This window comes from Parabacteroides leei, from assembly GCF_023369805.1.
Classification (GTDB): domain Bacteria; phylum Bacteroidota; class Bacteroidia; order Bacteroidales; family Tannerellaceae; genus Parabacteroides; species Parabacteroides leei.
Map to the genome: position 1 here is coordinate 305,835 of NZ_JAMBQG010000003.1, position 19,558 is coordinate 325,392.

16 protein-coding genes are annotated in these 19,558 nt (G+C 45.9%); 2 read left to right on the forward strand and 14 right to left on the reverse strand.

The window, feature by feature from the left end; all coding sequences use genetic code 11:
• The first annotated feature begins 21 nt into the window (after window positions 1-21).
• A complete protein-coding gene (locus M1P97_RS07185; protein WP_249388711.1) occupies window positions 22-750 on the forward strand; it encodes an SDR family NAD(P)-dependent oxidoreductase in 729 nt (242 codons plus the stop codon).
• Window positions 751-816: 66 nt separating this feature from the next.
• On the forward strand, window positions 817-2,469 hold the full coding sequence (locus M1P97_RS07190) for an amino acid permease (RefSeq protein ID WP_249388712.1): 1,653 nt from the start codon (window positions 817-819) through the stop codon (window positions 2,467-2,469).
• 401 nt (window positions 2,470-2,870) lie between these two features.
• Here M1P97_RS07190 and M1P97_RS07195 read toward each other — a convergent pair whose 3' ends face one another.
• From M1P97_RS07195 to M1P97_RS07260, 14 genes are all read right to left on the reverse strand, one after another.
• Complete coding sequence (locus tag M1P97_RS07195; protein WP_195372153.1) at window positions 2,871-3,146, reverse strand: HU family DNA-binding protein; 276 nt, start codon at window positions 3,144-3,146, stop codon at window positions 2,871-2,873.
• Between the two features lie 24 nt (window positions 3,147-3,170).
• Window positions 3,171-4,343, reverse strand: coding sequence for a clostripain-related cysteine peptidase (locus M1P97_RS07200; RefSeq protein WP_249388713.1), 1,173 nt, complete (start codon window positions 4,341-4,343; stop codon window positions 3,171-3,173).
• A 150-nt stretch (window positions 4,344-4,493) separates the two neighbouring features.
• On the reverse strand, window positions 4,494-5,267 hold the full coding sequence (locus tag M1P97_RS07205) for a DUF4469 domain-containing protein (protein WP_195372155.1): 774 nt from the start codon (window positions 5,265-5,267) through the stop codon (window positions 4,494-4,496).
• 20 nt (window positions 5,268-5,287) lie between these two features.
• On the reverse strand, window positions 5,288-6,514 hold the full coding sequence (locus M1P97_RS07210; RefSeq protein WP_249388714.1) for an RNA-directed DNA polymerase: 1,227 nt from the start codon (window positions 6,512-6,514) through the stop codon (window positions 5,288-5,290).
• Between the two features lie 430 nt (window positions 6,515-6,944).
• The gene (locus tag M1P97_RS07215; protein WP_195372157.1) at window positions 6,945-7,289 is read right to left on the reverse strand and encodes a four helix bundle protein; all 345 of its coding nucleotides are present in this window, start codon (window positions 7,287-7,289) and stop codon (window positions 6,945-6,947) included.
• Complete coding sequence (locus M1P97_RS07220; protein ID WP_249388715.1) at window positions 7,286-7,786, reverse strand: hypothetical protein; 501 nt, start codon at window positions 7,784-7,786, stop codon at window positions 7,286-7,288. The genes M1P97_RS07215 and M1P97_RS07220 overlap by 4 nt, the downstream gene beginning before the upstream one ends.
• Window positions 7,787-7,895: 109 nt before the next feature.
• The gene (locus M1P97_RS07225) at window positions 7,896-10,196 is read right to left on the reverse strand and encodes an FISUMP domain-containing protein (protein ID WP_249388716.1); all 2,301 of its coding nucleotides are present in this window, start codon (window positions 10,194-10,196) and stop codon (window positions 7,896-7,898) included.
• Between the two features lie 39 nt (window positions 10,197-10,235).
• Window positions 10,236-12,929, reverse strand: a complete 2,694-nt coding sequence (locus M1P97_RS07230; protein ID WP_249388717.1) for a hypothetical protein — start codon at window positions 12,927-12,929, stop codon at window positions 10,236-10,238.
• Between the two features lie 49 nt (window positions 12,930-12,978).
• Window positions 12,979-14,145, reverse strand: coding sequence for an OmpA family protein (locus M1P97_RS07235; RefSeq protein WP_195372161.1), 1,167 nt, complete (start codon window positions 14,143-14,145; stop codon window positions 12,979-12,981).
• Window positions 14,146-14,163: 18 nt separating this feature from the next.
• Window positions 14,164-15,207 carry a FimB/Mfa2 family fimbrial subunit gene (locus tag M1P97_RS07240; protein WP_195372162.1) on the reverse strand — a complete coding sequence of 348 codons (1,044 nt, stop codon included), beginning with the start codon at window positions 15,205-15,207 and terminating at the stop codon, window positions 14,164-14,166.
• Window positions 15,188-16,375 (reverse strand): OmpA family protein, encoded by a 1,188-nt coding sequence (locus M1P97_RS07245; protein WP_195372163.1) that lies wholly within the window; start codon window positions 16,373-16,375, stop codon window positions 15,188-15,190. The genes M1P97_RS07240 and M1P97_RS07245 overlap by 20 nt, the downstream gene beginning before the upstream one ends.
• Window positions 16,376-16,530: 155 nt before the next feature.
• Window positions 16,531-17,121 (reverse strand): DUF3575 domain-containing protein, encoded by a 591-nt coding sequence (locus M1P97_RS07250; protein WP_195372164.1) that lies wholly within the window; start codon window positions 17,119-17,121, stop codon window positions 16,531-16,533.
• Window positions 17,122-17,368: 247 nt separating this feature from the next.
• A complete protein-coding gene (locus M1P97_RS07255) occupies window positions 17,369-18,358 on the reverse strand; it encodes a tyrosine-type recombinase/integrase (protein WP_195372165.1) in 990 nt (329 codons plus the stop codon).
• A gap of 221 nt (window positions 18,359-18,579) precedes the next feature.
• On the reverse strand, window positions 18,580-19,497 hold the full coding sequence (locus tag M1P97_RS07260) for a ThuA domain-containing protein (protein WP_249388718.1): 918 nt from the start codon (window positions 19,495-19,497) through the stop codon (window positions 18,580-18,582).
• Between the last annotated feature and the right edge of the window lie 61 nt (window positions 19,498-19,558).

Here is a 19,558-nt window from a genome sequence, read left to right on the forward strand (position 1 = left end):
TATATATTTTAAACAAGGGAAATGGTCAAGAGGATTGTTATCATCGGAGCAACGTCGGGTATCGGTTATGAAGTTGCAAAAATATACCGTCAGCTAGGTTGGCGTATCGGAGTGGCAGGACGCCGTATCGAACGGCTCGAAGCATTCAAAGAACAGGCTCCTGAACAGATAGAGATACAACAACTTGATGTTACCGAGGTCGATGCAGTAGAAAAACTTCATCAACTGACCGACAAGTTGGGAGGCATGGATCTATTCCTGCTCAGTACAGGCATCGGTAGCCAGAATAGGATGTTAAATCCGGACATAGAACTGGCAACGGTGAATACCAATGCTATCGGTTTTACCCGCATGGTAACAGCCGCCTACCATTATTTTCAGGAACAAGGGGCAGGACATCTGGCTGTCATCAGTTCCATAGCCGGAACAAAAGGCTTGGGAGCCGCTCCTGCCTATTCGGCCACCAAAAGATTTCAGAATACCTACATCGACGCTCTGGCCCAATTGGCCAGAATGGAGAAACTGCCTATACATTTTACCGATATCCGTCCCGGCTTCGTAAAAACAGACCTATTGAAAAATGATAAATATCCTCTTTTGATGCGTCCTGAACGAGTTGCCCAAAAGATCGTGAGGGCACTGAGCAGAAAAAAACGCACTGTCATCATCGACTGGCGTTATGTAACTCTTGTGTTCTTCTGGAAACTGATCCCCTCCTACGTCTGGGAACGATTGTCAATCCATAATTGAATTTGTATATCTTTTCCGTAATCTCTACCTTTGTGCCCGGTTATCAAAATGCACAAATAAAAGAAAATGGGATTATTCATAAAGAAACCTCTGGGAACCCTACAGGCAGAAGCAAATGAATCGGGAAGTAAAACATTAAAACGGGTATTGGGGCCGTGGAGCCTGGTAGCACTAGGCGTCGGCGTTATTATCGGAGCGGGATTATTCTCGATCACAGGAACCGTTGCAGCCGGATATACCGGACCGGCCATCACCTTATCGTTTGCCATTGCTGCCCTGGGTTGCTGCTTTGCCGGACTGTGTTATGCTGAGTTTGCTTCGATGATCCCGGTGGCCGGAAGTGCCTACACCTACTCGTATGCGACTATGGGCGAACTGATCGCCTGGATTATCGGTTGGGATCTCGTTCTCGAATACACCGTGGCGGCAACGACCGTCAGTATCAGTTGGAGCCGCTACCTCGTAGTTTTCCTGGAAGGGTTAGGCATTCATTTACCACAAACACTTACTGCCTGTCCCTGGGATGGTGGCATAGTCAATATCCCTGCTTTCCTGATCGTTGTCCTGATGAGTATCTTCCTGATCCGCGGAACGGAAGGTAGTTCGATCTTTAACGGGATCATTGTATTCCTGAAGGTTTCCGTGGTACTGGTTTTCGTTGTACTGGGTTGGAAATATATCAATACGGACAATTATATACCTTATATCCCTGCCAATACGGGAACGCTCGGTGAGTTCGGTTTCTCGGGAGTACTTCGCGGAGCGGCTATCGTCTTTTTCGCTTTCCTCGGATTCGATGCAGTATCTACCGCAGCACAAGAAGCTAAAAACCCGAAACGCGACATGCCGATCGGTATTCTCGTCTCTCTATTGGTGTGTACCGTCTTGTATATGCTGTTCGCCCATGTGATGACAGGGGTGGCACATTATACCCAGTTTGGCGGACAAGAAGGGATTGCTCCCGTAGCCGTTGCTATTTCACATATGGGGAATGCAGATACGGCAGGTATCATCCAGCCGGATTATCCCTGGCTGAATAAAGCGATCGTTCTGGCCATTCTGTTCGGTTACTGTTCGGTTATCATGGTGACCCTGCTTGGACAAAGCCGCGTATTCCTTAGTATGAGTCGTGACGGACTTTTACCTCCTTTCTTCTCCCATATCAACGAAAAGTTCCGTACGCCGGCACGAAGTAATCTGCTTTTTATGCTGTTGGTAGGACTGTTGGCAGCTTTTGTTCCGGCCCGTGTAGCAGGTGAAATGACCAGTATCGGAACTTTATTTGCATTCACACTGGTATGTGCCGGAGTATTGGTGGTAAGAAAGACAATGCCGGACGTTCAGCGAGCTTTCAAAACGCCGTTTGTTCCGCTCATTCCTATTCTGGGAATCGTGACCTGCCTTTGTATGATGCTCTTTCTCCCGGCCGATACCTGGATACGTTTAATCTTATGGATGTTGCTCGGACTGGATATCTATGCTTGCTATGGCATTAAACACAGCAAACTGGAATATATGCAGCAGCATCGTAAAGGGCAGCTTTCACTCAACATGATAGGTATCACCCTCTCCGTCCTCTGTGTTATCACCGGACTATGGCATCAGCAGACAGTGGGATGGGATGAAAGCAAGATTCTACTGATCATTTCGTTCGTATTCGCATTCACACATTTGCCATTTTATATGGTACGGGTTTGGAGAAATACAACACAAGCTTAAGAAAATTTATGCTTTACCGGTTTTGAGCTATATTATTGTCAGATATGAGCTATCATTGAAGCTTCCCCTTATCAAAGAGACTTCGCCATTACAGGTTCATTTGCCGTCTGCTTTAGCTGACGGATTACAAGTTGTTTATCCTTTTTTGGCTTTAGCCACATTTCTCTGTAAATAAAGAGACTGTTTAAAATGGGACTAAAGTCCAGAGAAATAGATCATTTACTGATCCGTCAGTTAAAACTGACGGCAAATAAACCTGTAACTGGGTTTGTCTTATTAAGGACAGTTAGCCGGTGGGCACATAAGCTCATATCTTGCTATAATAGCTCAGTTATTTCTACATTTGACTCATATCTTTCTACATCCGAGCGCGAAGCCCAACTGTCAACTGACAATCATCCCTATTTATTTAAATCCTTCAGCAAAATCTTCCCCGGTTTGAATTTTGCACTTAAGCGGGGACGGATCAAACAAGCCTCTCCCGTACGCGGGTTACGGCCTTCACGGGCTGATTGCTCCCAAAGATAGAAGGTTCCAAACCCTTGCAACATCAAAGTTTTATCTTCTTTCAACGCATCCGCCATAGAAGCCTCGAAAGCGTTTATAAAACGCCTGGCTTCCACTTGGGTGATAGACATACGTTTAGATACTCGTTTTGTTAATTCTGTTTTATTCATACTGTTTTCTTTTTATTTATTTGTTCATTTCATCTGTATTCCCCATCCGGTTTGCTCCCAGGCTTTGTTCAATACAGGATAGTCATGCTGTGGTATATAAACGGTCAGGCCGCTATGGCTATGTATCGGCAAACTGACAAAGAAAGGTGTCGCACACTTATAACGAATAACATCCGACAACACCTCCGTTGCATGTTCCGCAACTACACGTCCGTCCGCTTTTCCGGTTGCATAGGTAATCAGACTTGCCAGATCAAAAAACAGCCGATCGTCCGAGCGGTCGAAACATTGAATGTTTTTCAACTCTTCACTACTGATCTCATCAGGCAAAAGACGATATACCTCTCCTACTGCCCGTGCCAGTTCCTCCATTTCATCCAACCGTATCACACTGACCGTGGCACTCCGGTAAGGAGTTTCCTGTTCATTGCAATACGTATAATAGGCAGCAGCCACCTCTGTCAGTGCCGCTTCAGGTTGTGCAAACAAAGCCTGAAGCATATCTTCGTACACCGGAGTGAACCCCGGACTCAGTATTTCAGTCGATGATGCAAGCAGATAACCGGCCTTGTCCCGTAACTCGTAAGCCACCTCCGCACTAGCCATCAGGCACGCTTCCAAAACGATAAAGTCAAACTGTCCGTCAGGAATAGCCGCTGCAAAATCCGCTATCTCCATCTCGCGTCCGGCATCGTCAATGATAGAACGAAGCCCTTCTCCTGACACCCCTCTTCCAGCAGGTCGATAAGCAGCACGTGGATCGACATAACTTCCAGCAGGCAGCCAGCCCGTTCCATGACTGAAAAGCAACAACCCGTAAGAAGGAGCCGGAAAACCACTCGTTGCATCCCTCAAAACATCCGAAAAGGCCTGCGGATCAGCCGAATTGGCATCCGGATATTCTTTTACGACCTCGGTATAGGAATGACTACCATTGCAAATCACCTTCATCAGTGAAGGAGTTCCTTTCTCCCCCCGTGTATCCTGATAGATCAGCAGGTTATCCTGCATATTATGCCAGCCCGAAACAAGCGCGTCCACCTTCTCCCATACTTCACCCGACAGACTGTTATCGCCCGCCAGATAAACCAGGACAGTACGCCGGGCAGACGGCACAGTTTTCACACTGTGCTCTTCGCTACAGGCAAGCAGCAAGGAACTGCAAAATAAGATTCCAATCAAATGGTTTATTTTCATTTGTTTCAATTATTATCAGATGTGAATGTAGGGGCGGTGTCAGCCCTATCGACTAACGTTAGTCGGAGGTGTCGACACGCACGTGTCGAAGGGATCGACAAACACAGGTCGGCATCATCGACTAACGCTTGTCGACACACCCGACGAGAATTACTCGATTACGGGGCGATCATCCTCGCCGCCGGGATCGCCTACGAACAGGGGCTTCTTGTATTCAAGCGTACGGGCCTCTTTTAGTTGATGGCTACTTGTACTATACTGTGTTACAATACGTAACGTATAGCTACCATCCGCCAGGGCAGGTACACGGGCGATTATCTTGCCGGGATCGTTTTGAGTCAGACGGCGCGTTACTTTTACCGCCTCGCCGCTTTCCGGCACGAAGAAAATACCGACTACGGACTCATCGCCGGCGATCTTGATCAGATCTCCTGAAATCATGATATCTTCGTTCGGAGTGATCGTTCCGTCGATCAGGCCGGTCAGCGTATCCGTAACAGTGCCGATACGAGCCACGCTTTCTTTAGCTCCCAGCTTGATAGTCTTTACTTTCTTTAACCCTTCGCGCATCGTTTTGGTAAATATTACGTCGAACGTCAGCCGGTGGATAGCCGGATCGAACGGAGCATCTACATTATAAAACGGGCCTGTGATACGCGGGATGAACTGACAAATGTCGGTAATCACGCTATCGCCGTTCAACAAGGCTTCCATTATAATATCATTGCTTTGGGTGGTTACCGAAAGGATAGTCGGCAGCTTCAATTCGGAACCGGTACGTTTGATCTCCTTGGCAATATCCTCTTTGCGCAACGTCCTGGGCCCGCTTTTCACTTCGGCCACACAGTCCTCCGTATTGTCTTTTGTCAAGGGATTGTCACGCAGGGTGAATTCCCAATAATGGTCTTTTTCGTAATCAGCCATTTCATTCGTTGTTTAATTGTTTATACCAAATGATTTATCCGGTTTATCCCCGGATATTTTTCAAATTCTTTACGTAATATGTATTTCTGGAAACCGTTGCAGAAATATCCGTAGAGATATATCTGCGAACAACGGCCCAGAATCTTTCTTTTTATATTCAAGGTGCAGAAATGCTGCATTATACCCAAATACGAATTGATGGATGCACGCATCATCCGAAGTTTGTCGGGAGGCGCCCGATTATCATCCAGGTTACTCTCCCAATAATACATTTCGGCAGCAAACTTCCGCTTGGCACGGTTCTGGATATAGATACGACCCGGCTTAACCATCGCACCCAGAAACTCCACCCCGTTTGTATAATGCTGCAATGCTATCTTTTTAGGATGTAACGTCACTCCCAACGTATTCCACAGATAATTACGGATTTCAGGGATCAGGGATTTCAATACTTCCTTGTCCTCATGAACCAGGAAAAAGTCGTCGACATACCGTCCGTAATGCTTAATTCCCAACTCCCGTTTCACATAATTATCGAAAGGTGTGAGATAAATATTACTAAACAGTTGCGACGTCAGGTTACCGATAGGCAACCCGCATCCTTGCGGCGAATGAAACAGGCTTTTGGAAGGAGGAAGTCCTTCCCAGTCAGCCACATCCCCCCGCCTGACACAGTTCAGCGTAGGATCATTAAATACCACAAGCGGCAAAAGATATTTTACCAACTCGTATTCTTCCGAATCCTCCCAATGAATACCGTCCGGCATTTCCAGATATCCGTATCTGTCTAACGTTTTCAGGATGGAATCATATAATATCTGACGGTTTATATTCATGAAATATCCCTGAAGGTCGAGCTTCAGCACATAACAATCCTTCGTATAGTTGTGCGAACAACTGCGGATATGCTTATCGAGACGCTTAATCCCGAATAATGTACCTTTGTTTTTCCGGCAGGAATAACAATCATCAATAAAAACCCGTTCGAATATCGGCGAAATGTAATTGAATAACAGATGATGAACGATGCGGTCGCGAAAATCGGCGGCAAACACTTCCCGCTTTACGGGATATGTCACCATGAAACAGATACTTCGCCCTACCTGATACCTGCGGTCGGCCACTTCGCGATAAAGCGCGACGAGGTTTTCCTCCAGGTTCATTTCAAACCGAAGCTGATTCACCGAGTTTCGTTTCCCGCGTCGGGCATCGAAATAGGCTTTGAATATGTCTTCAATCAAATCCATACATTAGTTCAACTTATAAATAAAAGGCGACTAGTAAATGCTTGGACACAACGCACCGAGAAGCCGTTGGCACGATTGTTCGTGTTCGTATTCAACTTACCTGCGCTATTGAAGTTCACGTTGCTGGCGTTGACGCTAACAGCAGGAGCAGACGACGACCAGTAGTTGCCGTTGCTACCCTGATTGTTGGAGCCTCCAGTACTGTTGTTGCGGTTGCCCGCAGCAGGCAAGATAAGTAACCTCTGATGAATTATCGGAACAGATGCACTTAAGCAAATATGCTGATAACCGGGAAAATTAACTAGCAGAAACGTGGATACGCCTTATTCATCCTAACGTCTGTTTACTCTGCCAGTGGGTTACTGAATTTACAAGTCTCTCTACCGATAACCTTAGCTATCGGTACTCCGGACAAGAATCGCCCTTCTATTTATTTTTTTTCGCTCGATTTATGCCACGCTGCCAGTTGCTTCGAGATCGACTCGATCTGCTCGGCAGCAGTGGCATACTGTTTGAGGTTGATTTGTTTAAGGTCCATCAACAAGCGTATTTGCAATTTTATCACTACCACGTGCTCCCTTGCTTTCAACAAATGGGGAGCTTTCTGCGTGGTGGCATTCGCCTGATAGATACATACCAATAAAGCAATCAACTCGTTTTTCACATTTTCACCCAGTGTATAACGGTAATCGCGTTGAAAATTCCGGTTCAACCGGAATATAGTCAACAGCAGATCGTATGAAGCCTTATAAACAGGCAGATTATCGTATATCATTGTTTCAACAAAGCCTGTAAATCAGAAACCAACATCATACACTGTAAAGGGGAAGCCGTTTCGACGCGGAAGGCAGACAACTGTGCCAATACGCGGCGTTCGGCATCCGAAAAACGGGTATCCGGTTGCACCGTAAGAGTAACAGCCGGACTCGAAACCGAAGCGTCAGCTTCGGTTTCGAGAGGAAGTGCCTTTTTCCAGTCCTCAAATTCATCGGTTGTAAAAGCAGTATTCAAAAAAAAAGAGATCTGCTTTTCATTGATCCGCGTAAATTCTCGTCCCTTCAACACCTCCTGCAAGCTCCCATCGGGAAAACCTAACGAGACAACTTCGCTGTTCACATTCTTGAAAAAGCGCTTTTGTAATTTGTATGCTTTAATCTCCTTCGTAAACCGCATGGCTGATTGCTCGTATGCTTTCCAAAACATTCCCTCCATATATAAAAGGACTAATGGTTTGTCTTGCTGTTCTGCATCTATTTTCTCTTTCAGGTTCATAAATACCATTTATTACTTGTTAGACCAAAATCGACCCGCCTTTCGGCGGGTCTTAAGAAATAATCAAATCAATCAAATTAATCGGATGCGGGAGGCAATTCGCCTCCCTTTATTCTTGGACACAACGCACCGAGAAGCCGCTGGCACGATTGCTCGTGCTCGCAATCAACTTACCTGCGCTACTGAAGTACACGCTGCTGGCGCTGACGCTAACAGCAGGAGCAGACGACGACCAGTAGTAGCCGTAGCTACCCTGATAGTAGGAGCCTCCAGTACTGTTGCCGCGGTAGCCCGCAGCAGGCAAGAGAAGGTTCTTTCCGCTTTCCTTGCCGGGAACGGTTAAGCGTAAGTTGGTAGCATCCCAAGTTGTACCGGATTGAGCTGGTTCTAATCCTGCACCGATAGCAATCCATTCAGCCTGAGTCGGAACGCGCCAACCTTTTGGGCAAGGATCTGTTGCTGTATTCTTTACGACATCACTATTATCCTTACCTTCATTAACATTCCAAAGCTGTTGATACCAAGCACCTTTTCCCATATCGGCACCAGCAGGGTTAGGATTACCCTCACCGTTGATCTGCAACCAGTTATACTGAAGGGCAGATGTACTGTAAATAAATTTACCGTCCCACTTGGATATGTTAGCAAGATCTGCCTGAACAGGGCGACCCAAATCCTTTATACCAGTGGTATCGGCTGCTGTTGTTGAAGCATTGTTAGTAGCAGTAAAACCATACAAGCGTCCCCACTGAAACAACTTGCCGCAATCGGCAGTAATATCTGTATTAGCTGTGGTAACAGCTTTATTATTTACAGTCGTTGCACCAACATTAATAGGAGCCCAATATTTGCCATCCTTCATCAACACCGGGTTGGCATTGGCTACTCCGTTATAAACCGGACGGCTCTTAATCGTTATCGTATCGCAAGCACTCAGATTACCACCGTTTTGAACGATTACATAAATATCCAAAGGAACTCTTTCATCATCATTCTGCTTAGGGATATTGATCGTGATCGGAGTTTCTACCTTAGCACCTGCGTAAGTGACAATGGCATCGCCTGCTTTCGCTATTGCATCGCTCTTGCCACCGATAGAAGAAGCATCCGCATCGAACCCATAAGCTAACTTCACCACAGAAGCGGTTGTTCCGATCGTTTTGAAGGTCATGCTTCCACCGGTTGCTGATACATTCGTTATATCCAATGTTTTCGCTCCTTCCGCCCAGACAGCGCCCTTCATATCGACTTCCACAAAGTCTGAAAGTACAGGTTTCGTATAAACAGGTTTCACCTTGATCGTATCAGACTCAGACCATTCTTTTACCACGATATCCCATGTGATATCCGTACTGTCGGGAGCTGCATTGATGTTGACCACATAACGGTGGTTACGAGCCAGGGCGATAGGATCACCGGTCGTACCTACACCATCCGCTTTCTTAAAGTCAATCACTTTAGAAATCTTACCACCACGATAAGTCCCGTTGATCTGAACGGCTGTTGCAGTAGCTGCATCAGCATTGTCATTCTCATAAGCATACAAACTATCCAACTTCTGGATGATGTCAGGATCGATTCCTTCTTCGACTACCGTTCCGCTTATTTCGAAAGGAACAGAAGATACATCCTGAGCAGGCAAGCCCGTTGAACCCGGCAAACCCGGCAAAAGGTAAGAAGACGTTTTGGGACGAACCAGCTGAGCGGAGGTCAACACAAAACCGGCGGATTCGTCTGCCTTGTTATAAGCATTGTTATGAATGTCGATACGAGAGACCAAACGATCCATATCGAAATCCATCGAAGCAGAACCACCACCATTACCGCCCGGCTGACGTTTCCAGGCTTCGATCGTTTTAGTTGAATACATTAAAAGAGGGGTCTGTGGATTCTTAGAGACAGTTTCAGACACCACCTTACCCAACTCTTCCCAGTTTGTCACGGCCTTCAGTTTATCGGCCAAGCCATTCTCAAGATAGTTTGCGATAACGATCACCTGGGGATTCTTCCAACCGTCACTGTGGTGACGGATCTTGGCGGTATACTCACCCGGTGTATTGGCTACGACTTCTTCCAGCTCTTCCTGCAAACCATTGGCAGAAAGAACCTCTTCATCGCTGAAATAACCGCCGAAAGCACCGTACTGTTCCACTCCGTCAACAGTCTCTGTTTCCGTATTGACAAAGAAAGCAACACTGCTGATGGTTTTCTCCTTATCATAGGCTACACCTACCAGCGTATCACCAACCGCTCTCGTTTTTTGAGCATCAGGGTATTTTAAGGTCAGCGTAAGCGCGCCATAGCCCGCTTCTACAAAATCAGGATTTGTCTTGATTAGTTCCTCACTATCGTTACACGAAGCAAACATGCCGGCTAACAATAAAGGAACCATGGCTAATTTATAATTCATGATTTTTCTGTTTTAATATTATTACTAGTTTGTCTAATCTTAAGCACCCGGTTGAGTGACAGTAAATGTTACAGATACTGTAGGATGAGCTTTGTTCTTCAATTTAATAGTAGCTACACGCTCCGATCCGGCTGAGTTGTCTTCTGTTCCGTCAGAGGCCATTGTTACAGTTATGGTGCTGGCATCCGTTAATACAGCGCTTACCCAGGCATTGCTGCCATCGTTTTCGATTTCCCATTCACCGGCATCAGCAACACCACTATTGATAGTGATTGTAGAAGCACTCAGGTTAGTACCATCTTTGTCGACCGTCAGGGCATTCGAAGCCAATACTGGAGCCGTGGGCAATGTTTCACCGGCCTGAGTTACTTTGAAAGTAACAGATGCATTAGCATCTGTGCCATGCTTCAATGTGAATGTGGCTATACGTTCTGTGGCACCCGTTCCGGAATTGTCTTCGTTTCCATCGCTGGCCATTGTCAACGTGATCGTTGTCTCGTCAGTCAACACTGCACTTATCCAATTGTAACTACCTTCGATACTCCAATTGCTAAGCTCAGAAGCATCGATACCGCTAATTGTGATCGTTGATGCACTCAGGTTAGTACCATCGTTGTCTACCGTCAGGGCGGAAACACCTAAAGTAGGTTTTGTCACCGGAGCAGGAGCAGGATCAGCTGCTTGTACAAATGTAATTTCCTGATAGATTGTTGCATCCTGGACGTTTTCGATACGAACAACTGCCGTACGTTCTGTGGCATCAACTGCCGTATTTGCTGTTGCTTTCAGATAGAAACTACCGTTCTGGCTCTGAGGAACAAGGATTATTGATCCTTCCTGAGTCAACCAACCGGCTGCATCGACCGGAATAACAACCTTCCACTCGGTTGTTGCATTGACTGTGACCTTACGTTCACCTACATGACTGCCATCTTTATCTCCCTTATCCGTAAAGCCTGTGGCAGGTAATGTCACTTTGCCGTTAGACAGGCCGATACATTTGGCTGTAATTGAACCCAGATTCTGAGCGGCCTGACGAACGATTAGTTTCTGTACCAGATCCGTTTTCAGTTCACCCGACTTAGCGATTGTGATTGTGATCGTATCCACTCTTGCGTTATCTTTATCCGTATTAGGAGTCGGGGCTATAGAGAAAGTCTCTTTACCGGTTCCTTCAAAAGTAGAACCATCAACGGCAGCACCGCTTTTCAAGGTCGATTCTTTTCCGAAAGTGAACCACGAACCCGTTTTTGTGGCTGTCCATGTTGTTCCCGCAGGAGCGGAGATCGTTACGTTCAAAGAATCACTGTCGGTCTTTTCACCCGAAAAACTCAACAGGTTGCCAGCTACGGCTTTTCCGGAGATATCAAGGAAACGGCCGGTTGTCGGGTCCTGAGCGGCTTGTTTGATGATAAGCGGCTGGCGGATAGAGGGACGGCGCACGTTCTGTACCATGACTACACCCTGGCGTTCTTCTTTGCTGCTGGGGTTGGGTAGCAAGGTGGTTACCTTAAACTCTTTCAACACTGTATCGCCTGCAAGTACACTGACACCGATCCAGTCTTTGTACTGGTCTTCTACGATCAGTTCCCATTCACCATCGGCAGCAACGGCTATCGCTACAGAGTCGGTAAGGGTCGGTTCGGCAACAATAGATAATGTGTTATTGGCAAAACCGGCATCTTCACTGCTGAGCCTAATGGTTCCGTCACCGGTATTAACATTAACGGTATCACCCACGATCCATTCAATTACCTTCAAGGTTGCTGTCAGTTCACCACTACCCAGGTCTTCCACCTCCACCAGATAACGGTTGTTGGCTTCGACGTTTACCACTGCATCCGTCTTATAATTTTTGAACTCGACATCCAGTACCTGGGCAGCATTTGTAACCAGATTCGTTCCAACCAGAGAGAAAGCAACTTCGCTGCCTGTCGTCATCTTGATCGGATACAGATAAAACGCACTGTTTGTAACACCCGCATTCGAATTCTTCATCGCTGAAAAATCGATGATGGGCATCTCTGCCACGATCGGAGCAGTATACGAGTCACGTGGGAACAAAGGAACATTACCCGGCACATCGGCTAGAGCAATCTTGCTGATCACAAAGTTAGACGTTTCGCTGTTGTTCTTGATGTCGAAACGGGCTACGCGGCGGGTAAGCTCTACCTTAACACCGGTGCCGGCAGTATTGGCATCGGCTACCGTCTGTGCCACATCCGGCATATCCACCTGCGCACTCATCAGCATCGGACAGGTGATATGCCCTTTGAGCGTATTACTCATTTTTTTCTTGAATTCAGCCGTGTCGGTATCATGCAATACCACACTGTCGAGCGACAGATGTTCGCGAGCGTTGGCAACAAAGAAGAAGGCTTTGTTGTTCCCGGCCGGAACACTGATCTTTGCTTGCTTGTCAGACCCGTTCGTCGTCAGCGTATACCCTTGTCCGCTACGGAAGATCTCTTCCAACACCATTGGTTTGGGACTGGCACCATTCATTGAGTCGACACCGAATACGTAAATATCCAATGTGCTAAGTTCATTTTCCGCATCCAAAGCCGTTACGGCATACGGAACTACTCCCTGGGCTGTACCGGGGAACACAAACGAGAGCTCGCGACTACCCGTTTGACCCTGACCGCCATCAAGGCCCAAAGAATCATTGTCATCGCTGCAGGAGGACATCAGTAGACCCGCAAGCGCCATCAAATAATACTTCATTTTCATAAATCATAAAATTAAATTGTTTATACTGGGCAGCCCCCAATGGCTGCGATTAGATATTCTTCAATAACTGTAAATTCCTGCGTGCCAACACCGGTTTATAAGGTAAGGCTTTACGAAACCAACCGGAAGCGCTTTCGGCATCATGCTCCATAAGAGAAAGGACACCAAGATTAATCCATGCACGCGGATCATTTTCCACACGACTCAGGAAAAAACGAGCTGCTTCCGTATCTTCTGCAGCAAGGGCGGCAGCGCCGGCATTAAGCTGTGCCGCAGCGCAATCGGGAAAACGGTAAGCTGCCTGTTCATACACTTCACGAAATTGTTCCGTACCGGGGCGAAACACAAGAGCGATTGTCTGTAATTCATCCAATGTCAGTTGCTCCGGGTGATTGTTAAATAATGCCAGCAAACGATTCAGGTCTGTTGTATTCTCCATCATATCTGTATTGTCGGTAGCTGGGATCTCTTCCTGCAACTGGTAAATAACCTCGAGTTCCATACGCCGTAAACGGCCGAACAATGTCTGTTCCATATCTTTCCATACGCGCCCCTTTTCGATGGCTTTCAATGCTTTACGTCGGGAATCGGCATCCGGGGTCTGAGCAAACACGGTAGTCACCTGCGCTGCATACGGCTTTCGGGCTTCCGATACAAGCCGTTGTAATCCATCCCAATCTTCCATACATCCACCGACAATTATCTTTGGCTGTGGAATACCTTCTTTCCGACTCAGATAATTACTGAAGCGTAAAGCCCGTCCGGCAGCAAGCTCTTCATTGCGTTTCGTATTTCCATCCGGCGAAGCATAACCGGTGATGCAAACTGTCTGCAAATTACCACCGGTCTCTGCCATCAGTATGGCAAGTTCATGACTGATACGTTCCAGTTCCGTACGGTTACCTCCATACGACGGCAACAACTCCGTACTGCCCGGTTTAAAAGAAAGGACAGCATCAAGCCTGCGCGACACGGCTTGCGTCCTATCCGCCAGTTCCCCGTCACGGGCTGTCTTTTCACTCTCCAAATAATACTCGATCATCTGCCCATAAACTGAAGCAGCGTCTACCTGTAGTTGAGCAACCGATTGCATACGCATAAGAGGTATATGTTTTTGCTGTACTTCTCCCGCACCCTCCTTCTCCACAAACGAGCGGGGAGCGGAACACCCTGTCGCTACTACGACCAACAAAGCAATTGCCTGATGTTTATTCATAAATCCTATTATTATTGTTCATATCATTCCTCCTATCGAACCACCGTCCACCCAGTCGCTTACTGTTGCCGACGAAACGATGATACCACCGCCCGCATCCACCTCCAACACCAGACTGAATTCCTGACGCAGGTTTTCATCCAGATCGATCTGCATCGTGCGGAAATATTTATATAAGTCGATCTCCTTAATCAGAAGCTTACCACCGCCGTAAAGCCGAAGCACAGGGTGGTCGTCGCTACCGATACGGTACGTTACGAAGGTCGCGTTCACACTATGCGTTATATCCATTTTGACTGGAACCTCATAACTTATCAAGGGATAATCATCCGAACGTTCCGGTATGTAATACCAGATTCCGGAACGCGTAGGACTACCGTCGGCGGCCGTTCCATACGTCGAGTAAGGCGACCCTTTTACCTCAAAGGCAGGCGTGAAACGATAAACGGAAGGCATATTGTTAAGCGACATATACAAATCACCGGTATCGGCAGGAGCCTTTCCTTTCCACTTCACCGTTACATCCAGTTTCAAGTGGGCATGTACCATATCGATGCGCTGCCGCGAAACACCCCTGTTTTTGATCGTGAACGAGGCATATCCGTAGTAAAGCTGCTCACCGTTTTGTTGTCGCAATGGTAAATCTATACGGGTTGACGGCGGAACGGGATTGTTGGCATACAATAGGATATCAGTTAGCTTCGTTCGCCCTACCTCCGAGTCATTCAGACTACTACAACTATCCAGATTGCCCCAAGCTACGAGCGTGTACCTACCCGGAGGCAGGTTTAATTCGGCGGCTATATTCTTTTTTCCTCCCAGTTCGTTTACCTGACGGAGCACTTGTAAGGAGTCGAACACAAACTCTTTCATCCGGTAGATATAATCGGGTAATATATTGGCCTGGCCGGTTCCGGTATACCAGTATTCCAAGCGGGCATTGTAAGGACATTCTTCCAGATCCCTGTCGATATTGCAGGAAGAAATAAGCATGGTCAGGACAAAAGACAAGAGCACAAACCACACCACTGTTGTTTTACGGTTACTTCTCATATCTTTCATTATATATTATATTTATCTCCATACGCCGCAGCTTCGGGAAAAGTTCACGGAGCATTTCTTTGTAAGGTACTCCCCCGTTCAGATCCATCAGGTAACGTTCGCGTCCTTCAAAGATGCCGTAATTGTCTATTATAAAGCAGGTAGCTTTTTCATAAGATTTACCACGGATTAACCGGCGCAGTCCTTCCCAGTCTTCCGCCACCCAGGCAGTACGGAACGGGTAATCTTCCAACCCGTATGATTTAGTCAGATAGCTACGAAAACCTAAAGAACGAGCTTTGGCTAGTGCTTCGTTATCGTAATAAGCACCATCGGGCGATGCATAACCCGTAACACGGATTTCCTTTATATATATGTAAGGGTTACCCAAAAGCGGAGTAAGCAGGCTGTCTACCTTCAGCAATTCACGCCGGTTACGACCAAAAGCAGGATCTACTCTCGAACCGCCACGCGGGTAGTCGATATAAAGGGTAGCGGCAGCGACATGCTGTTCCTGTGTTCGAGTTTTTGACGGTGGAGTTTCTTCCAACTTTTGGATGTTTACATTTTCAGCATATAAATAAAGATTAGTGACCTTTTGGAAAGTGTCTACCGTTTGAACCTGCATAATCTCCTTTATAATTTTCTTTTGCGGAACAACAGCCTCCCGTTTCGGATTATCCTGCATCTGTTGTGTGATAACATCTTCACTTGCCGCTAATAAAGCACAAGGTGAAGGCAGATTGATATCGGTGGTTAGTATGTCGTCAGCCAACACCAGTTCGGTACAGCAATCCTTGCTGATTTGCTTTAAACGCAATTCGGCATGCTCCATCCACGAGGCATAAGGGATACTGACATTATAACGAAGGGTGTAGTTATTTCCACGTTTGACACCGATCCAGGTATGATAAGCGAGCGGTTTGTTACGGTCAGGATTCACCGTTTCTTCACGACGATCGAAACGGGCACGACGGCTACCGGAAAGAACTACCGGAGGAAGGGCCACCTCTTTCTTTCCGAAATGGAGTGACGGGATCAACGTCAGAGACTCTTCGGAAGGGATGCGGATACCGGTAGCGGTGATCTTCAGGTCGATATGGACACTATCGTCACTTACAGTAAGGCTCTGCGGGATGATGCGGATGCCGTCGGGGGTAACCTCTTTAGCATAAAGGGTGGTGCTCATTATTAAAAGAATGACACACAGCCAATGACACACCCCCTGACCCCTCTCGAGAAGGGAAAGAATACTCCCAACACTACCTGATTGTAGTATCTGATGGTAACTTTTCCCCTCTCGAGAGGAGACAGAGGGTGTGTTAATGGCTTGTCTCATACCAATCAATGTATAATATAGATAAAAGAAACCCCCAACTTCGTAGGTCCGAAGAAATGCCGTTTATACCGGCCCATCAGTTCCGCACACTCAGAACATACATATTTATTATATTCCAAATAGGTATAGCCAACACCCGCGGTCAATTCCAAACCCCAACGACGCCCTATTGCAAAATGATAACCATAAGAAACACCGCCACCATAAAGTTCGCCACGATAAGTATATGTATCCAGATCCGGCAGGAAAGGAATCTGTCCGACATTATAACGACCGTAATGTCCATGCACACCCAGGAAGTGTCCTTCGAAGCTTTTACAGAACCAGTAACGAAGTTCAGGCTGTACCAACCAGTGACGCAGACTCATGCCATCTGAAAAGAACGTCCAGGCATTGTAATTTCCATCTACACTGAGAGTCAGCTTCTTACTAATCGCTACCTCTACACCCAGATTCGGTGTTGTTGTTAGCCACCAGAGCGTATTCGTCCTGACTCCAATTTGTTGGCTATGCGCTACGACAGCCGACAATTGCAGTAACAAAGAGATCAGCAAGAGATTTACCCTGATTTTCGTTCTTAATCCCGTTCTTTTCATATCTTCTACCCTATGTACATGTCTCATTCTTAGTAAGAATGAGACATCTTTAAACGAAGATCGTATACTTGTTGAATTACAACGGATTAAAGATGAGTTATTAAATAGAATAGTATTTTTAGACAGGCGTTTTTCTTCTGATAAGATTTAATTTAAGGTTACTTTTTCATATCTTTTATTTGTTTATTAAATAATAACATGTACATTTGCAGGAAGATAGCCTTTGAATAATAAAGGCTCAAAAAAATCAACCAGCAGATGTCTCATTCTTACTAAGAAGGGGACATTTTTTTTCTTTCTCTATTGATTTCTTTCTTATCAATCTGTTTAACATCTCTTCATTTGCATTATCAATCACACGTGAAGGCATTCCTCTCATGTAAGTTTTCGTGACTCGTTCCGAGCCATGCCCCATTCCCTGGCTGATAATAGCGATACTCATTCCACATTCTTCGATCAACGAGGCCCAACTGTGTCGCGCCACATAAGTAGTTAGCTTCAATCCCAACATTTCTCCTATCTTACCTAACTGACGGTTGATACGCCTCAGTGAACTTTTTTCTGAAATATCTTTTCCACCATACGAGTTCCTTCGTAAAAAAGGAAAAACATAGGGATTATCTGACTCACGATAACGCTCCATGATCATTTTCATTTCAGGCACAATTTTCACCTGCAATGGTGCAGAAGTCTTACTTCTTTTGTAACAAATATACTCACCGTTTATAGAGTCATAACGCAGACTAAACACATCCACAAAACACATACCTCGTGCATAAAACAGGAACATAAACAGGTCGCGCGCCTTACAAAGTTCTTTCTTCCCGGAAAGATCAAGGCTGATTATGTCTAAAACCGCCTTTTTCTCTAGTGAGCGTTTCAAGGTGGCGGGAACAGGTATACGAATATTCGTAAAAGGATGATTGGAACCGGCAGGTATCGAATACGTCTTCACCGCTTTATTGTAAACCGCACGTAGTATACGACAATAATTATCTACACTAGCTAACGATAAACTTCCGCTTTTCTGCATGTGCATAACATAAGCATTAAGCCATAAGTCCGTTATATCCTTCACCTTGAGCTTATCTACTTTTTTTCCTACAAAATCACAAACGGAACGATAGACGTTCCGATAGTTGTCGACCGTAAATTGGCTTTTACTTTTGCCAAGATAATCGATCTGATCTTTAAATACATCTGCTAAAAACAGATCTGCTGTTTGATTTTTTGCCATCTATGTCATATAGTTATTATTATGACCCAAGAATACGCACTTTTCCCCAATAAGCCAATACAGCAAAGGTTATGAAAAGCAAAGAAAATAAAAGCCTATCCCCCTGTCAGATAACCCCAATAAATAATGCAGAGATTGAATAATATGATGAGGAGAAATAATAACAAAAAAAATAAGACGACCTTTTGAGTCGTCTTATCCATTAATATAAAAAAGTACTATTATTTCTGTTCTTTATAGTCTTTACGATAAGAACACTCCGTTTCCGTAGGGAAGTCTTTCGGCACTTTCTGAGTCACCTTTCCGGTTGCCGCCCATTCAGCACCACGCAACAGTAAAACCTGGAAACCCGTACATTGCATAGCTGTATTATTTTCAGCCGTCTCACCGGCATGTCCGAGCATCGTATGGAAGATACGGGCGTTGCCGTAATCGACAGTGAAGATCAGTGGTTCCTCGCGACCTGATCCGCCTGTTTCCTTATCAGAATAAGAAGTATACAGGAGAGCATCGATATTACCCGGCCCACGCATACGATCATATAATTCATCCTTTGTATGACGCCATTTCAGAGGTAAACCTTTGACGATCGGATGCACTTTATCACGTCCGTTCAAAACATATTCATGCTGGCTGCCATGTGAGCCTCCGGGACCGGCAGAACTGTCTTTGACCAGTTTGCCATCCTGCCAGTAGACATAAGGGCCTGAATTCTCATTACGGTTTTCCCAACCTCCCAAAGCACATATCTTATTGAACTCCGGCCATTTGGAGAAAGCATTATCGGCGGCATGATAGATCACTACTCCGCCACCCCCTTGTACATAATCGAGGAAACGTTTGTTTGTTTCCTCCGGCCAGGAGTCACCATTATAATCGAGTACTACCAATTCATAAGGAGTAAAATCAAGTACAAAGCTTGACATGTCTTTTCCCTGTGAAGGAGAAACCGCGAAATCGACTGAGAAACGGCCGGAATTTTCCAGTATCTGTTTTAACACCACATGGCTGACCTGCCAGTTATGGTTATTCTGCCCTGTTATTAATAAAGTTTTGATAGGTTTCCTGGCTGACACCGAGCATACACACAACATGGAAATCAACACAATGAACAGCTTTCCTAAAAATAAATGTCTCATGGTATTAATATGGTTTAAAGATTTGTAAAGGCAAATGTAGTAAAAATTGACAGTCGGCAAT

Coding starts and splice junctions, on each gene's coding strand:
- M1P97_RS07185 (WP_249388711.1), top strand. CDS start 22: ATGGTCAAGAGGATTGTTATCATCGGAGCAACGTCGGGTATCGGTTAT.
- M1P97_RS07190 (WP_249388712.1), top strand. CDS start 817: ATGGGATTATTCATAAAGAAACCTCTGGGAACCCTACAGGCAGAAGCA.
- M1P97_RS07195 (WP_195372153.1), bottom strand. CDS start 3,146: ATGAATAAAACAGAATTAACAAAACGAGTATCTAAACGTATGTCTATC.
- M1P97_RS07200 (WP_249388713.1), bottom strand. CDS start 4,343: ATGAAAATAAACCATTTGATTGGAATCTTATTTTGCAGTTCCTTGCTG.
- M1P97_RS07205 (WP_195372155.1), bottom strand. CDS start 5,267: ATGGCTGATTACGAAAAAGACCATTATTGGGAATTCACCCTGCGTGAC.
- M1P97_RS07210 (WP_249388714.1), bottom strand. CDS start 6,514: ATGGATTTGATTGAAGACATATTCAAAGCCTATTTCGATGCCCGACGC.
- M1P97_RS07215 (WP_195372157.1), bottom strand. CDS start 7,289: ATGATATACGATAATCTGCCTGTTTATAAGGCTTCATACGATCTGCTG.
- M1P97_RS07220 (WP_249388715.1), bottom strand. CDS start 7,786: ATGAACCTGAAAGAGAAAATAGATGCAGAACAGCAAGACAAACCATTA.
- M1P97_RS07225 (WP_249388716.1), bottom strand. CDS start 10,196: ATGAATTATAAATTAGCCATGGTTCCTTTATTGTTAGCCGGCATGTTT.
- M1P97_RS07230 (WP_249388717.1), bottom strand. CDS start 12,929: ATGAAAATGAAGTATTATTTGATGGCGCTTGCGGGTCTACTGATGTCC.
- M1P97_RS07235 (WP_195372161.1), bottom strand. CDS start 14,145: ATGAATAAACATCAGGCAATTGCTTTGTTGGTCGTAGTAGCGACAGGG.
- M1P97_RS07240 (WP_195372162.1), bottom strand. CDS start 15,207: ATGAAAGATATGAGAAGTAACCGTAAAACAACAGTGGTGTGGTTTGTG.
- M1P97_RS07245 (WP_195372163.1), bottom strand. CDS start 16,375: ATGAGCACCACCCTTTATGCTAAAGAGGTTACCCCCGACGGCATCCGC.
- M1P97_RS07250 (WP_195372164.1), bottom strand. CDS start 17,121: ATGAAAAGAACGGGATTAAGAACGAAAATCAGGGTAAATCTCTTGCTG.
- M1P97_RS07255 (WP_195372165.1), bottom strand. CDS start 18,358: ATGGCAAAAAATCAAACAGCAGATCTGTTTTTAGCAGATGTATTTAAA.
- M1P97_RS07260 (WP_249388718.1), bottom strand. CDS start 19,497: ATGAGACATTTATTTTTAGGAAAGCTGTTCATTGTGTTGATTTCCATG.